Annotated in this window: 9 protein-coding genes and 2 pseudogenes; 3 read left to right on the top strand and 8 right to left on the bottom strand. The window is 59.5% G+C overall.

The window, feature by feature from the left end; genetic code table 11:
- Window positions 1-55 precede the first annotated feature (55 nt).
- From hutH to C482_RS22195, 8 genes and pseudogenes are all read right to left on the bottom strand, one after another.
- Window positions 56-1,669, bottom strand: a complete 1,614-nt coding sequence (hutH, locus tag C482_RS02930; protein WP_006165959.1) for a histidine ammonia-lyase — start codon at window positions 1,667-1,669, stop codon at window positions 56-58.
- Window positions 1,666-2,985, bottom strand: a complete 1,320-nt coding sequence (hutI, locus tag C482_RS02925; RefSeq protein WP_006165957.1) for an imidazolonepropionase — start codon at window positions 2,983-2,985, stop codon at window positions 1,666-1,668. Before hutI ends, hutH begins: the two co-directional genes overlap by 4 nt.
- Complete coding sequence (gene hutG, locus C482_RS02920; protein WP_006165956.1) at window positions 2,982-3,959, bottom strand: formimidoylglutamase; 978 nt, start codon at window positions 3,957-3,959, stop codon at window positions 2,982-2,984. Before hutG ends, hutI begins: the two co-directional genes overlap by 4 nt.
- A complete protein-coding gene (gene hutU, locus C482_RS02915; RefSeq protein WP_006165955.1) occupies window positions 3,959-5,800 on the bottom strand; it encodes a urocanate hydratase in 1,842 nt (613 codons plus the stop codon). Before hutU ends, hutG begins: the two co-directional genes overlap by 1 nt.
- 360 nt (window positions 5,801-6,160) lie before the next feature.
- Entirely contained in the window at window positions 6,161-7,882 is a 1,722-nt protein-coding gene (locus C482_RS02910; protein ID WP_006165954.1) for a nucleoside recognition domain-containing protein, read from the bottom strand.
- A gap of 7 nt (window positions 7,883-7,889) precedes the next feature.
- Window positions 7,890-9,233 carry an NAD(P)/FAD-dependent oxidoreductase gene (locus tag C482_RS02905; RefSeq protein WP_006165952.1) on the bottom strand — a complete coding sequence of 448 codons (1,344 nt, stop codon included), beginning with the start codon at window positions 9,231-9,233 and terminating at the stop codon, window positions 7,890-7,892.
- Window positions 9,230-9,508: a hypothetical protein gene (locus C482_RS02900; protein ID WP_152421958.1), complete on the bottom strand. Its 279-nt coding sequence runs from the start codon at window positions 9,506-9,508 to the stop codon at window positions 9,230-9,232. Before C482_RS02900 ends, C482_RS02905 begins: the two co-directional genes overlap by 4 nt.
- A 489-nt stretch (window positions 9,509-9,997) precedes the next feature.
- Window positions 9,998-10,237, bottom strand: a pseudogene (locus C482_RS22195) (IS6 family transposase); the annotation flags it as partial.
- Between the two features lie 102 nt (window positions 10,238-10,339).
- Between C482_RS22195 and C482_RS02895 the strand changes: the two are divergent.
- The 3 genes and pseudogenes from C482_RS02895 (at window position 10,340) to C482_RS02885 (ending at window position 14,719) form a co-directional block, all read left to right on the top strand.
- Window positions 10,340-10,947, top strand: a pseudogene (locus C482_RS02895) (IS6 family transposase).
- 249 nt (window positions 10,948-11,196) lie between these two features.
- A complete protein-coding gene (gene aceB, locus C482_RS02890) occupies window positions 11,197-12,498 on the top strand; it encodes a malate synthase AceB (RefSeq protein WP_241431870.1) in 1,302 nt (433 codons plus the stop codon).
- 610 nt (window positions 12,499-13,108) lie between these two features.
- The gene (locus C482_RS02885; RefSeq protein WP_006165948.1) at window positions 13,109-14,719 is read left to right on the top strand and encodes a thiamine pyrophosphate-requiring protein; all 1,611 of its coding nucleotides are present in this window, start codon (window positions 13,109-13,111) and stop codon (window positions 14,717-14,719) included.
- The last annotated feature ends 230 nt before the right edge of the window (window positions 14,720-14,949 follow it).

The raw sequence follows: 14,949 nt of genomic DNA, 5'->3' as shown, positions 1-14,949 counted from the left end.
CGCCGTGCGCACGCGTATTCCGTATTCGGAACTGATCAGGTTCTCTGGGTCCGTCTCATCGCTGAGCGTCAGCACTGAGCTTGCCGACTGCGTCGTCGATCACGCCGGTCTCGATCAGCGACGCGATTGCCTTCATGTCGGTGTCCGGTCGACGGTCACCGGTCAGCGGCGGGACAACCTCACGGACCGTCTCGTAGGCGTCACTCGTTCCGTTGCCGAGCGATTCGTCGACGTACTCGGCCGCCTCGGCCGCACAGAGGAGTTCGGTGGCGACGACCTGGCGAGCACGGTCGAGCACCCGCCGCGCGTTGACTGCTGCCGTCGCGCTCATGCTCACATGATCCTCTTGGCCGCCCGAGACGGGCGTGTTGTCAGTCGCCGCACGGCCGACGCTTCGACACTCGTTGACCAGCGAGGCGGCGGTGTACTGGGCGATCATCAGCCCGGATTCGACGCCGGAGTCTTGCGCGAGGAACGGCGGCAGGTGCGATTCCTGCAGATTCGGGTTCACCAGCCGATCGGTCCGTCGTTCAGCGACAGCGGCAAGGTCAGTCAACACCGCGATGAGGTAGTCGAGTCGATGGGCGAGCGGTGCACCGTGGAAGTTCCCACCGGAGACGACCGCAGCCCGGTCCGTCCCCGAGGCGCGGTCGTCGAGCTCCTTCCGCGGAAAGACGAGCGGGTTGTCCGTGACGCTGTTGAGTTCGATTTCGACAGCCTCGCGGAGGTGAGCCACGGCGTCTCGGACCGCGCCGTGGACCTGTGGGAGACAGCGAATCGAGTAGGCATCCTGCACGCGGTCGCAGTTGCGGTGTGATTCGACGACGTCCGAGTCGGCGGTTAGCCGCCGCACGGCGCGCGCGCTCGCCGCCTGACCCGTGTGCGGCCGTACCTCATGGATCGGCTCGGCGCAAGCGGCAGTCGTTCCCATCGTAACCTCTGTCGTGAGGGCACCGGCGGTGTCCGCCGCGCGACAAAGTCGTTCGGCGTCGTCGACGAGCAGGGCTGCGAGTCCGAGCGTCAACTGGGTCCCGTTGATAAGCGCGAGTCCCTCCTTCGCCCTGAGTTCGACCGACTCGAGTTCCACTGCTGCGAGCGCCTCGTCACCGGGGAGGCGCTCGGTCTCGGATGCAGCGGAACTGCCATCAGCTGCGTCGCCGCCTGTCGAATCGGCCGGCACGTCGGCCTCGCCCTCACCGATCAGCACGAGCGCGAGGTGTGCGAGCGGTGCGAGATCGCCCGACGCGCCGAGACTTCCGCGCGAGGGGACCACCGGATGGACCTGCTCGTTGAGTAACGACGCGAGCAGTTCGACCACGCGGAGACGGATGCCGGAGTAGCCTTTGAGCAGCGCGTTGAGCCGTGTGACCATCATCGCTCGGATTTCCTCGCGAGAGAGCTCGCGGCCGACGCCGGCGGCGTGGCTCCGGACGAGGTTGGTCTGCAGTTCCGCAACTCCTGTTCGTGGGACCTGCGTGTCGACGAGTTCGCCGAAGCCGGTGTTCACGCCGTACACTGGGTCACCGACCTCAACGATATCCTCGACTCGCTCTCGAGACGTTCGAACACGTTCACGGGCCTCGCTCGCGATCTCGACAGCTTTTCCGTGACGGGCGACGGCGACGACCTCCTCGATCGTCAGCGAGTCACCGTCGAGGGTGACAGTCATCGGTCCACCTCCGTCCCGGCGCGGGAGCGATAGGCCGGTTCACCACCGATTAGCGCCCGTTCGACGACCGACTCGTCGAACCGGTAGGGGACGTGGGCGTGCGATGGCGCGTCCAGAACGAGCAGGTCGCCCGGTGCGCCCTCGCGAAGCGTGCCACAGCCAGTCGGCACGCGATCAATCTCCGAGCGGGGGGCACCCAACGCGAGCCCGCCGCCGTAGGTTCCCGCGCGGACGGCCTCCGCAGGGGAGAGCCCCATGCCGACGCAGGCGAGCGTCAGCGCGAACTCCATCCCCGGGGCGTAGCAGTTCGGGTTGAAGTCCGTCGCCACGGCGACCTCGCTTCCGGCCGCGAGGAACTGACGCGGTTCCGCATACTCGGTGCCGAGCGCGAAGGCAGTTCCAGGCAGCAACGCCGGAGTGACATCCGAGTCTGCGATAGCCGCCGCGTCCGAGTCAGTCGCCTGCAGGAGATGGTCCGCGCTGACGGCGTTCAGCTCCGCCGCGAGCTGACTGCCGCCGAGATGGGCAAACTCCTCCGCGTGGATTTTCGGTTCGAGTCCGTGCTCCCGCCCGGCCGTGAGCACACGCCGCGAGTCCTCGACCGAGAAGACGTCTTCCTCGCAGAAGATATCACAGAAGACTGCGTGCTCCGCCACTGCCGGCAACTGATCCTCGATGACCTGGTCTACGTAGTCAGCAGTCGACTCGTCCTCCGGAACTGCGTGTGCGCCCATGAACGTCGGAATCACACGAACCGGATGGGCCTCAGCCGCTCGGCCGACGACCTCGAGTAGCCGTCGCTCCGTCTCCGTATCCAGTCCATAGCCTGACTTCACCTCGACCGTCGTCGCGCCGAAGGAGAGCATCGTGTCGAGACGTTTGAGGAGTAACTCGAGTAGCTCTGCATCACTTGCATCCCGGCACGCCCGGACGGTTCGGAGGATGCCGCCACCCTCCTCGAGGATGTCCTGATACGGTTTGCCCCTGAGTTTGGCTGCGAACTCGTCGGAGCGGTCGCCGGCGAAGACGGCGTGTGTGTGGCTGTCGACGAAGCCGGGGAGGACCGTCTTCCCGCTCGCATCGATCGCTTCGGCTGCGTCTTCCGGCGGGTACGTTGCCACGATGTCGTCAGTAGGGCCGACGGCGACGACTTCTCCGTTTGCGATTGCAACTGCACCGTCCTCGATCCGTTCGAGAACGTCATCCGGGTCGGCCGGCGAGCCGTCAGCGCCGGGGTGGGAGCCGTCAGTTGTTCCCGCGGCTGGTCCGATCACGAGTTCTGATGCGCCGTAGATGACGGCGTCGGCGGCGGTCATCGGTGCTCACCTCCGGATGCCTGCAGCAGTCCCGCCAGTGCGTGTGCAACTGTTCTAGCTGCTGCACTCACTGTTCGCTCTCCCTCGTCTAACGGTGGCGCACACTCGACGATTTCGATGCCTGCAAGACGGTCGTGGCTCGCAAATCGTCGAACTAATTCGAACAGTTCGCGGGTGGTCAGCCCGCCGGGTCTCGGCGCGCTCACCCCTGGCGCGTGAACCGCGTCGAGTACGTCGCAGTCGATGCTGAGATAGACTGTATCGACAGCCGAGACGGACTCGAGTACACGGTCGGCCGCGCCGTCGAGATCTGACCCAACTGCCTCTGCTGTGACGATGTCGCCCTCCTGCCCCTCGAGGAACGAGGCATACGCCGTCGACGTCTCGAAGTGGCGCGCGCCGACGCAGGTGTAGGTGTCCAGGCCGGACTCGAGTAGCTCCCTGTACGGCGTCCCGCTGGTTGGTTCGTCGTGGACGTGGCGAACGTCGAGGTGGGCGTCGAAGTTGATGACGCCAACGGAGTCGCCATGCTCGAGCAGCGGGCGGACGTTGGGGACCGTCAGCGAGTTATCGCCGCCGAGGAAGATCGGGGTTGCACTCGAGTCGTGAACAGCGTGAGCGACGGGTTCGATTGCGGATCGGATGGTCGAGAGCTCAGTATCGCCGGTCTCTGCCGGTTCCCCCGTCTCAGAATCGAGGGATACGTTGCCGTAGTCGCCAATCCGTAACTTCGAACATGGCCCGGCGTCGAAGTGGTGCGTTTTCGCCCCTGCGAGAGAGTCCCGGATCGCGTCCGGCCCCTCGCTCGCACCCGTGCGACCGATGACTGCAGCGTCGAACGGCTCGCCCACGAGCACCGCGTCGATGCCGTCCAGATCGTCTGTCTCGACTGGCTCCACGATTTCGCCGAACGTCTCGTCGGTGGGGTCACTCGAGCGCGAGGCCCACGCGACATCGGATGGCTTCGTTTGCATTATCGGTCCTCCGTTGGCTCGGACTCGGTTTCGGACTTGGACTCAGACACCGACTCCGGCTCTGACACAGCCTCCCTCTCTGCGTCTGCCATCGGAACGTGCACGTTCGATTCGGCGGCTTCCTCGAGTGCCTCCTCGTAGCCGGCGTCGGCGTGGCGGATGACACCCATGCCGGGGTCCGTCGTGAACACGCGGCGAGCCTTCTCGGCAGCGAGCGATGACCCGTCAAGGACGACGTGATTGTTGGTGTGCAGCGAGTTTCCGATGCCGACGCCGCCACCGTCGTGGACGCTGACGATGTCGGCACCTGCAGACGTGTTGAGTAGCGCGTTGAGAATCGGCCAGTCGGCGACAGCATCGGAGCCGTCCTGCATGGCCTCCGTCTCCCGGTTTGGACTCGCGACGCTGCCTGCATCGAGGTGGTCGCGTGTAACGACGACTGGCGCGGAGATTTCGCCCTCGGCAACGAGGTCGTTGATCCGCAGTGCGAATCGTGCTCGTTCTGTCAGGTCGTCCGGATCATCACCGGACTGATAGCCAAGCCAGCAGACACGGCTTGGCAGTCCCTGGAACGAAACCTGGTCCTGTGCGAGGTCGATCCAGCGGTGGAGATGTTCCTTCTCCGGGAACAGCTCTTTGACGGCGTCGTCGGTGCGGTGGATATCAGACTCGTCGCCGGAGAGGGCGACCCAGCGGAACGGCCCCTTGCCACGACAGAACAGCGGCCGAATATACGCCGGAACGAAACCAGGGAAGTCGAACGCGTCGTCCATGTTGCGATGCTCTTCGACCTGCCCGCGGATGTTGTTCCCGTACTCGAACGCGACCGCACCGCGCTCTTGCATCGCGAGAATGCCCTCGACGTGTCGTTCCATCGTGTCGAGGCTCTCCTTGACGTACGTTTCGGGGTCTTCCTGGCGCAACTCCTCGGATTCGGAAACAGTGTAGCCAGCTGGGTAGTACCCCTCGAGTTCGTCGTGCGCACTCGTCTGGTCCGTCACGATGTCCGGGACGAACTCCCGTTCGCGCAGTTCGTCGAACATCTCCGCCGCGTTCATGTGCAGCGCAACCGATAGCGGGTCGCCCTCGGCCGCTGCAGCCTGGGCTAACTCGAGTGCCTCGTCGATGTCGTCAGTCTTCTCCATGCAGTAGTCCGTCTCGAGACGGCGGTCGATCCGGTCCTCGTCGACCTCGGCGGCGATGCAGACGCCGTTGTTCATCGTCACGGCGAGCGGCTGAGCACCGCCCATCCCGCCGAGACCGGCGGTGACGGTGATCGTTCCGCGAAGCCCTTCGCGGTCGGGGAAGTGCTGTCGGGCCGCCTCTGCAAGCGTCTCGAATGTTCCCTGAATGATTCCCTGGGTGCCGATGTAGGCCCACGAGCCAGCGGTCATTTGCCCGTACATGATCAGCCCCTTCGACTCGAGTTCGTGGAAGTGGTCCCAGTCGTCCCACTTGCCGACGAGGTTCGAATTCGCGATGAGCACGCGCGGTGCGCGCTCGTGCGTGGTGAATCGTCCGACCGGTTTGCCGGACTGGACGAGCAGCGTCTCGTCGTCCTCAAGCGTCCGGAGCGACTCGAGGATGGTGTCGTAGGCGTCCCAGCTTCGGGCTGCGCGGCCGGTGCCGCCGTAAACGACGAGATCTTCTGGTTTCTCGCCGACTTCGGGATCGAGATTGTTGTTGAGCATGCGTAGTGCGGCTTCCTGTCGCCAGCCTTCGCACTCGATCTCCGTGCCCATCGGTGCGCCCTGGTACTTCTCCCACTGTGCAGATGGCGTGCCGATGTCGTGTGCAGCGTCGTCGGCCACGTTGTCGTTCGTCGGCTCCTGTGTGGTCATACCAGTCTATTCACTCGCACTGACTGAGAGCATAGTGTTTCCATACGGATACTGGTTTAAGTACTGGTGTGCCAAATTTTGGTATGTGGGTGTGTACCGGTTCGGCAGTGGATGCCCATACGCGCAGTTGACGTCTCGAACGGACACCAGCATCGAGTCGTCCCTCACAGCGCACGGCTGTTTGCTCGTCCCATCGCTTCGATACGAGGGCGGAATGAAGGTCGCCCTATAGTAGCCACTGCAAGTCACTGTACACCTGATCGCACGGCAGCTATGCGATCAGTGTGTAACTAGTTGTAGTTGTTACTATAGACGGCGACAACCTGAGTGCGTTCTACCGCGGTATCGCCGCTGATTATTTCAGCCACCCAGCAATCTCCCACCCCAGGCAATCGCGATCGCAAAGCAGATCGCAGCGCCTGCTTGTCGCCCCATCATCGTCAGTGCCCACTGGAGGGAGACCTCTCGAGCAACGGTAAACGCGGTCACGAGGCAGGGGAATAGGACACCCGCGAGATACACTGCCACGAGTACCTCCAGCGGTGATAGCGTCGTTGTAACGCCGCCTTCGGTCAACAGGGCGATCCCATCCTTTCGGACCGAGGCCAACACGACGGTGAGCGCCGCTTCCGCCGGCAGGTTGAACAGTCCCATTACCGGACCGAGAACTCCACCGAGGGCGTCTATCACACCGACCTCGTCGAGCAGCGCGGCGACGAACGTGATGCCGACGAATACGGGTAATGCCTTCACCACGAACTCCCGAAGCGCACTCCAGGTCTCACGAGCGACGGCACGTGGATCGGGCCAGTTCAGAAATGTCCGTCGCTCGATCACAGTGTGGGACTGTCTGGCTTCCGATGGGGCGATGACGGCGACGTACACGAGCGTCGTCACGGCGAGCACAAGCAGGTACGGCCCGACGAGCCAGCTCATCCCGACAGCCGCGAAGACAGCGAGCGTCGCGGGAAACTGGTACGAACACGCAGAACCAAACGAAATCGCTGAAATCGTCGTACACCGCGTGCAATCACTACACGATCGGGTGTTGATCACCGCGGGGACGTTACAGCCAAAGCCCATCACCACTCGGACCAGATCCCGACCAGTGAGTCCGACTCGCCGCATCGTCGGGTGAAGCGCAACTGTCATTCGCGTCACGAGTCCCGTGTTCTTGTACACGCCGATGACCACGGCAAAGATCAGCATCGTCGGACCTGCCCACACGAACAGGAATGGCCCCATCGAGAGAAAGCCGTACTGACTGGTGAGCATCGTCGCGAGGGGTTCAGGGAACGTTGTGGCCCACGCGACCACCGGCTCGAACGCCGCCCCGACGATCGGATCGAGTTCCCCCGCAAGCGTGTTCGCGAACCAGACCGCAATTGCCGCCGGAAGGAGCAACAGTCCGATGCTGATCGCTGGTCCGACGTACGGCCATTCGAACACGCTTTTTGGCGGTTCGATCTGCTGTCCGACCGTGCGCCTCGCCTCGCCCGCGAAAATCCCCGGCTGCTCGAGCGCCCGCACGATCCGGGAGAACTCGTCGGTCGGGCCGTGGGTTGAGTCGGCATCGACGGTTTCGGTCCCGCCATCCGTAATCGGTCGCGACACGTTTCGAGCATCGACGGGAACGATGGGAACACCGATATCGGCACTCACCGTTTCGAGGCCCCGTCGAGTTTCGGTAGTTGCTTCGACCTTGTCCCAGAACGTCACCACGACAGCACCGAGGTGGTCATCAACCAGCGGTAACAGGTCCTCGAGATCACGATCGAGAGCAGTGGCGGGAACGACGAGCAACACGGTTTCGTTCTCGTCGACGTGTGACAGCGCCTCGCGGGTTGCCTCAGTGTCGGCGTCGAGAACTATCCCCGGCGTATCGACGAACTCGTATCGTTCGGTGGTGTACCGCTCGCTCCGAACGGTCGTCCCCCTGAAGTTCCCGCTCGTCGGCCGGTCGCCAGTCAGTGAGGCAACGAGTTCCGACTTACCGACGCTCTCTTTGCCGACCACGACGACCGTTTCTCGGTCGGTACCTTCATCTCGTTTCGTCTCTCGGTCGAGTTCTTGTCCGGTCATTTATTCACTAGTCGCAATCGCACATATCCGGTTCACAGCACGATAGGTCCTCGAGGTACATGTTCTGCTCCCGATAAACATCGAGGGGACCAGTATCGACGCCGAGCCGGCTCCCGATCGTTTCGGCGACAATTGGGAACCGAGACCTGAATTTGTAGATGAAACAGAACTTGACGCCGTTGTGGGTGATGTCCGGTCCGGCGAGGAAGAGCCCGGGGGTCGTCGGTGATTCGTCCCGCTCTGTTAGTTGAACTACCTCCTCTTTGCGGGGGAAGTGATCGGCAACTGGCCCCAGATTAGAGCCGAAACCCGTCGCCAGAATCGGGCGTGTCGGCACCGTGTACGCCGAGGATTCTCCCTCGTCGAGCTCGTAGCCGTCGGCAGCACGGGCTCGAATCTCGAAGCAGCCGTCTTCGTCACGGCAGACCGCTTCGACGACGGCACCGCCTTCGACGAACAGCCGATCGGTGTCCGCCACCGACTCAAGTCGTTCGAGGGTGTACGGTGACAGCACCTCGCTCGGATCGGGTCCGCGACGTGCCCACGGCTCGCCGCGATCGAGTATGCGTACTCGGCACCCGGCCTCAACGAGCGCGACAGCAGCGTCGATGCCGCTCTCGTACCCGCCGATGATCAGGAAGGAATCCGCACTGTTCGCGGACGCGTGGTTTACCCACGACCTGACCTCACTAGTGTGGACGCACGACTCGGCACCGGGAAAGACATCCGTTCGGGGCGAACCGAACTGTCCGGCTGCCCAGACGACGTACTCGCTGTGAACGGTCCCTTGGCTCGTTTCGAGGACGAATCCGTTGCCGTTCGGCTGCTCGAATACACCGTCGCTCTCCTCGTCGATGCTGACTTCGTTGTTGCTGTCGATTTTGTTGGCTGATTTGATGTCGAGTTCGTCTCCAGACTCACTTTCGGGTATCGTTCCACCGTCGACGGCCGGTACCGCTGTGTCCTGACCGGTTGACGCACTCGCTCTGGTTCCGTCGTCGCTCTGGAGTCCCACTACTTCGACACCTGTCTTGACTGAGAGTTCGTGGAAGTCAGCGACTGCCTCGAGGTAGTCGGCGTACTCCTCACCACGTGGGTGTTCCCGGTCCAACGTGACCGCCGGCGATGTCGTCGGCGTTATCGCGTTCAGGTCGGTCAACCCGAAGCTATTGCTCGGGAACGACGGGGTAATAAACTGCATCTCGTCGGGCCAACGGCGAAACGACGCCCCAACCTCCTCACGCTCGAGGAGCACCGTCTCCAGATCGAGTAGCGATAACGCGACGCCGATACCGATTCCAGCGGCCCCCGCACCCACGACTGTCACGTCGACGGAGTTGGGTACTGTCATTGGGCGTCCACCAGTCTCGATTCGTCACTCGTTTCCCGTTCACTGGATTCACGCTGGCTTGTGGCTCTCGTCGTGCTTTCGTTTGTCGGGCACGTGATCCGGTAGTAGACGGTTCCTCCGGTAACGGTTGCTGCGAGTCGACTCAGTAACCAGTACGAGCCGCCGCTCACGATCGCTGCGATCAATACCGCTACTGCCAACTGGTGAACGAGGAATCCACCGGTCGCCAGTGCGATCGACCCACCGACAAAGAGGCCGGAGAGGATCGTCGTCACCGTGTACCTCCGCTTACGATTGCGGTCGTGCGCTATCGAATCTGCTGTCATCGGTGCGTGCTCACTAAGTTACTAAATACGACCAAGAGTTTATTAAACTTTGCAAAATAAGTATATAGAAGTCATAACTAGCCGTAGTGAGTACGAGTAGTATAGCTCTTCTTCTACATTCATCCCCAGCGACTCTTCCGCTGCCGGGTACCGTCTCTTCAAAGAAGTAGCGATGTGGGAGTTTGTGGAATTGGCACAGTCTAGTTTACACCTCGACTGATGGTTGGTTGTTGAGTGTCCGGGCTGGTCACTGTGTGGTATAGAAGTGGACAAACTGTTCCACCCACCCGCTATAGTAGCCACTGCAAGTCACTGCGCACCTGATCACACGACGGCAGCGCTGTTCGGAGCGAGTGAATTGAGCGAGAACCGTGAACGTGCGATCAGCGTGTAACTAGTTGCAGTTGTTACTATAGTGCTTACCCGACTGCCGACCTACGAGTTGTGGGTGCAGCCAATCCACATTTTGAGGGTGTGAAACCACTTTTCGATATGATTTCGATCAACATACTCAAGGCAATTATTCACTCCCAATTGAGGTGGTGAGGTCAGGTATACAGTACCATCGACGAGAAGCACAACATCGGAGAGGTCGTCTCTCTCGGAAAGTATGCAGAAACGCAGTAACTGGAACGGTTTCTCGCCGGTCAACGGTGCTACGTCAAGAATGAATTTGGTTGTGTTTAGTTAAGACAGAAGGATGAGCGAGGTGAGTTTTAGCGGGTCTATAGCAGAAATCACTCCTCTCCGTGGTTGTCGTGACTGAATTGATTAGACTTTGTGGAGCCAGAGCGGTCACTGTGTCGGTTGATGGAACGAAATATTCGATTCCACCTGGCTGATATGTCTATTTTAAACACAGTTTTGATATATGTGGGATCGATGCCTAACGATCGCGGAAAGCTGTCCACGACTGGACAGAAGGTCGATATACAGCCGACCAGCGACGCGAATCCGAGTCATGTCGCGCTCGACGAGACGGTGATCCGAATCAACGGTCCGCAGTTCTGGCTGAAAGTTGCTGTCGGTCCCAGGACGAACGAACCTCTGTGTCTGAGGCGCTTTACAGGAACTGTGGCAGCATTGACGAAACGTTTCTGCAAGAGCTTTGTGAGAGACACGACGTCTCTGACGCTGTGTTTCTCGTCGATCACGCCAAGCAGCTAGCGGTTGCACTGCAGCAAGCAGGGCTCCGGTTTCAGCCCGTTCAACATGGAAATAGGAACACTGCTGAATGTGTTTTTATAGAAATAAGACGATGTACCTCCCAATTTAACAACACCTTCAGATTTGCCGATCCAGCGGCTGCCGAAGCATGGTTGCAAGCCTTCGCCAGCTGGTGGTACTCGCTAAACTACACACGAAGATTCTCACATGACTGTGGTTGACTGTCCAATATATACAAACGCTATTGCGGTTATTTACCGACCAACTAGCCCCTGTTTACAGAAGTACGGTTGTAATTGGATGCACTATGTGGAGTGTTATTGGAAGAGAGTGACCAATATGAGTCCGAATAAAGACATCTTATTTGTATATTTTGAACGCCCCGATATACAGACTAGTAGCCATTGAATTGGTTGCCGGATACCTCACATTTAATGCGGACCGATGTGAGATCTTACATGGTTCGAAGTATGCAACGACAGTACCAGCGGGAATTCGTGCGTACGTTCTTTACATCTCCAGCAGCAGTGGATGGTGAGGAGGATTCGGCGAAGATGCTCCGGAGTGCAGCACAACTACGTGGATTACAAGCACCGGATGTCTGGGTGCCGGATAATGAGGACGCAACCGCACCAAACATGCGCGAGGAGGGGGTGGGGAACATTATCGAAGTGGTTGCTGAGCATGGTGCCGAGTTCCCCGGTGAGATCCATCCGCGGGTAGTCTGGCACCGTGATTCACCGTCAACTCGATATCAGGGGTTCCAACAGCTGCAGGAGCTAGCTGATCCTGCAAACGGTGCAATCGACCATCTCGACGGCTTCGTTATTCCGGAAGTCGGTGATATTGATGACTGGAAGAAAGCCGACGAGTTTCTCACCATTCTCGAACACGAGTATGGACTCGAGACAGGGAGCCTGTCGATGTCGGTGATCATCGAGAGTGGCGAGGCCGAACTGGCCATGGGCGACCTTCGTGAAGAAATTGGTAAACCTTCGAACAATCTTGAACGACTATTCCTGTTAGTGGATGGTGAAGTGGACTACACGAAGGACATGCGTGCGATGACGCCAACTGGAGAACTGCCCGCCTGGCCGGAACTGCGACACAACACGTCTCGTGGGGCCAGCGCAGCTGGCCTAATCGCCATTGATGGACCCTACGATGACATTCGTGATATCGAGGGGTACCACGAACGAATGACTGCGAATCGAGCAAAAGGTATGCTCGGTATTTGGTCGCTCACTCCCGGCCAAGTCATCGAAGCCAACACAGCGCCTCTTCCACCGGACACCGGTCAGTGGCGGTTTGAGGTCGATGACCGGGAACTCGAGTTGGACGGTGCAGATGGGACGCAGGTCGTCACCAGTGAGCGGGTTTCTGTCGACGAGACTGCTTCCGGGTCGTATCGATTTACGGTTGGCGACGATCACCAGGAACTCAGCGACGCAGAACTCCGTGAGGAGTTGCTGGATCGAACCGCCTATGTGCCGAGTATGACCGATATTGTCGACTCGATGGAGGAATTCGAAGCGGCGAAGGAAGCAGGGAAGGGTGCAATCGCGATGACACGCTCGACGACGCTCGAGATTGACGGCGTCGAAATCGAGATCAGCAAGGATCGGATGTGGGACGAAGCGACGTATCTTGCTGCACAGACGCCGATTACGCTCTTCCAAGATGTCTACGAGAACCGACCAGATCAGCACGAGGAGTTAGAGGAGTTGTACGGGGAAAATATCGTCGAACGTGCCTTGTCTGTCGGTCAATAATCACCGACGATATCAGTTGTTCTTTGATTGCGTGTAAGCTTACAGAGGCTGTGTTGTAACTGGGATATCGTGTTCCGGTATCGCGGATGTGAACAGAATGGTGGGTGCAGACACGCAGAAGGGAACGAACACGACGAGTACGACGAATGTGCTGACGGTCACATGTCGCCGTGAAGGTTCTGACGCGAGGTTAAGAACCGCACCGACTATTCGTAAGTCAATAATTGAATGGGTCATAACGGTAAGTCAATAATTGAATGGGTCATAACGTATTTATCGCACCTTGCCCAATTAATTGGTAGTGGGTTTCGCCTACCATGGCTGTCAACCCACTGGTCTGGTGATGGTGTATCACTCCTCAGCCATGTGGTGTGGCCATCACTTTCGATCCCTGGAATCGGTTTTCTGCAACTGATTTGATGTTTTCCCTCTCGTAGAGCCGGCAGGGTATCATCAAGCACCGTAGATAACTCTTCCAGATAGCAATCTACCAATTACTATGTGGCTTTTCTGTCTCGGACGGAGTACTAGAGACTACTATCGGTAGTACCTCTACGATGAGACACACCCTCACATTTATATTCGTCGAGACTAAGCACTCAGTTGACGGATGAACGTTACAGATGTGATAGCACACATCCTCGCAGAGGAGGGTGTCGAACACTTGATTGGATTTCCGAGCAACCCGCTATTCGATGACAATGCCGCTGAAGAAGCTGGCATTCGGCCTATTGTCGTTCGCCAAGAACGCGTCGGCGCTCACATGCTCGACGGAATTGCCCGCGTTACTTCTGGCGAACAGGTTGAGGCGTTTGCCTGTCAGCATGGCCCCGGCACTGAAAATTCGATCGGCGGGGTTGCCCAGGCGTACGCTGAATCCGCTCCGTTCGTGGCGCTTCCGGCGGGCTATTCGCGCTCGAAGACGAACAGCGATCCGAAGTTTAGTTCCCTGATTAATTATCAGCACGTCACGAAGACAACCGAGCAACTCACTGACCCTGATGCAGTCGAGGAGACGCTTCGACGTGCGTTCCAGGCAGCCCGAACTGGCCGCCAGCGACCGTCACTGGTCGAAATTCCAAAGGATGTCTTCCGTGAAGAGGTTGACGGCGTTGATTACACACCCACGTCGTCGACCCGTCCAGCTCCCGATCCACACACGATTCCCGAGATTGCCGATGCACTTCTCGGAGCTGAGCGACCTGTAATCAATGCCGGTCAGGGTGTCCACTATGCAAAAGCCTGGGAGCCCCTCCGAGAGCTCGCGGAACTCCTCGAAGCGCCGGTCGCAACCACACTTAACGGGAAGAGTGCGTTCCCCGAGGACCATCCACTCTCACTGGGTGCCGGCAGCAAGAGCGAACCGCGAGCACTCAATCACTTCCTCGAGAGTGCTGATGTGGTCTTCGGCATCGGCTGTAGCTTCACGAAGACTGCGTACGGCATCACTGTTCCCGAAGACAAGACCGTGATCCACGCGACGCTTGACGCCGGCGACATCAACAAAGACGTCGACGCCGACTACGGGGTCGTGGGTGACGCTAAACTGACGCTCGAAGCCCTCTGTGATGAACTCCGGGATCGACTCTCGGGTGACTCTCGTGGTCGGTTCGACGAGGTGGCAGCCGAAATTGAGGACGTCCACCAGGAGTGGCTCAAGGACTGGCAGCCAAAGCTCACATCGGATGAAACGCCGATCAACCCGTATCGAGTCGTCTACGAACTGAATCGCGTGCTCGATAAAGACAGTGTCATCGCGACTGCTGATGCTGGCAACGCGCGAGACTTCATGGCACCGTTCTTCGAGGTGACTGAGCCGTTATCGTACGTCGGCTGGGGGAAAACCACTCAGCTTGGATACGGACTCGGGCTCATGATGGGTGCGAAACTCGCTCGTCCCGAAAAGACGTGCGTGCACGTGATGGGAGATGGCGCAATCGGCATGGTCGGAATGGACTTCGAGACGGCCGTTCGAGAAGATATCCCGGTGCTCGAGATCGTCCTGAACAATTTCGAGATGGCAAGTTACGATACGCCGTTCTCGGGACATTATGCGGATCACGCAGAAGCATTGGGCGGCTACGGGGAACGAGTTTCGGACCCCGACAACGTAGCCGAGGCGATTCAGCGTGGGGTCGAAAAGAACGACGAAGGGACACCAGTTCTGCTGGAGTTCCTCACTTCCAAAGAGACCGAACTTTCACGTCCAGATCTCGCGTAGTGACGTGTCCCTGTCACCGCACATGGCCGTGGTTGCCGACCCCGCTTGCGGCTAACTCACGTTGAGTTATTCTCGTTCCTTCAATTTGGTTCACTCTTTTTCTCTCCTGTCTATATCTTCGATAGGACCGCAGTCCGTCTCAGTCGTCTGCTGGTGCAGCGCGAGAGGTCAACTCAACTGGCTCAGCGTCGACCTCGAGCTCGTCGAGTGCAACCTGGGCGGCGCGCTTG

Source organism: Natrialba chahannaoensis JCM 10990, assembly GCF_000337135.1.
Taxonomy (GTDB): domain Archaea; phylum Halobacteriota; class Halobacteria; order Halobacteriales; family Natrialbaceae; genus Natrialba; species Natrialba chahannaoensis.
This window is presented reverse-complemented; position numbering and strand designations above follow the sequence as displayed.

Excerpts from the sequence above, each read along its gene's own strand:
- hutH (WP_006165959.1), bottom strand. The coding sequence starts at position 1,669 with ATGACTGTCACCCTCGACGGTGACTCGCTGACGATCGAGGAGGTCGTC.
- hutI (WP_006165957.1), bottom strand. The coding sequence starts at position 2,985 with ATGACCGCCGCCGACGCCGTCATCTACGGCGCATCAGAACTCGTGATC.
- hutG (WP_006165956.1), bottom strand. The coding sequence starts at position 3,959 with ATGCAAACGAAGCCATCCGATGTCGCGTGGGCCTCGCGCTCGAGTGAC.
- hutU (WP_006165955.1), bottom strand. The coding sequence starts at position 5,800 with ATGACCACACAGGAGCCGACGAACGACAACGTGGCCGACGACGCTGCA.
- C482_RS02910 (WP_006165954.1), bottom strand. The coding sequence starts at position 7,882 with ATGACCGGACAAGAACTCGACCGAGAGACGAAACGAGATGAAGGTACC.
- C482_RS02905 (WP_006165952.1), bottom strand. The coding sequence starts at position 9,233 with ATGACAGTACCCAACTCCGTCGACGTGACAGTCGTGGGTGCGGGGGCC.
- aceB (WP_241431870.1), top strand. The coding sequence starts at position 11,197 with ATGCAACGACAGTACCAGCGGGAATTCGTGCGTACGTTCTTTACATCT.
- C482_RS02885 (WP_006165948.1), top strand. The coding sequence starts at position 13,109 with ATGAACGTTACAGATGTGATAGCACACATCCTCGCAGAGGAGGGTGTC.